Raw genomic sequence first — 746 nt, forward strand, 5'->3', positions numbered from 1 at the left:
GCGTCAGACGCTAGAATGATGTCATCAACAGCTTCTTGTGTTTCAACGGCTTCAGCACGTTCAATTTTTGCAAGTAGTTGTGCTTTTGAACCAGCAGCTTCAGCAAGTGAGCGTACGTAGCGCATATCGTCGCCACTACGTGGGAATGATACGGCAATGTAATCTACGTCAATTTCAGCGGCAGTTATTAAATCTTCTTTATCTTTTTCAGTAAATGCTGGAGCAGTTAAGCCACCACCTAAACGGTTAATACCTTTATTGTTAGATAAAACACCGCCAACAGTTACAGTACAATGTACTAAGTGCCCAGCTACTTCATCAACAGTTAGTTGAATAAGGCCGTCATTTAGGAGTAGTAAGTCGTTAGGGCTAACGTCGTTAGGTAATTCTTTATAATCAATACCTACAGAGTTAACATCGCCTTCGCCTTTTTCCATTTTTGCATCAAGAGTGAACTTTGCACCCACAGAAAGCGTTACTTTACCTTCTTTAAAAGTAGAAACGCGGATTTTAGGGCCTTGAAGGTCAGCAAGAATAGCAATATGCTTGCCTAATTTTTTTGCAATATCGCGTACAGCTTGCGCACGGTCTTTATGATCTTGGGCAACACCATGTGAGAAGTTTAAACGTACTACATTAGCCCCAGCGATAATAATTTTTTCTAAGTTGTTATCTCTATCGGTAGCAGGTCCAAGGGTAGCGACTATTTTCGTGCGTCTTAGCATCAATTTCTCCTGTTTGCTTGG

At 41.3% G+C, this 746-nt stretch carries 1 protein-coding gene; it reads right to left on the minus strand.

Translation table 11 applies throughout. From position 1 onward, the window contains the following. A partial coding sequence (locus tag H5072_RS20795; protein WP_259396020.1) for a pyruvate kinase occupies positions 1-725 on the minus strand: 725 nt, incomplete at its 3' end. Between the last annotated feature and the right edge of the window lie 21 nt (positions 726-746).

Source organism: Pseudoalteromonas sp. SR45-5 (assembly GCF_014163565.1).
GTDB classification, from domain to species: Bacteria; Pseudomonadota; Gammaproteobacteria; order Enterobacterales; family Alteromonadaceae; genus Pseudoalteromonas; species Pseudoalteromonas distincta.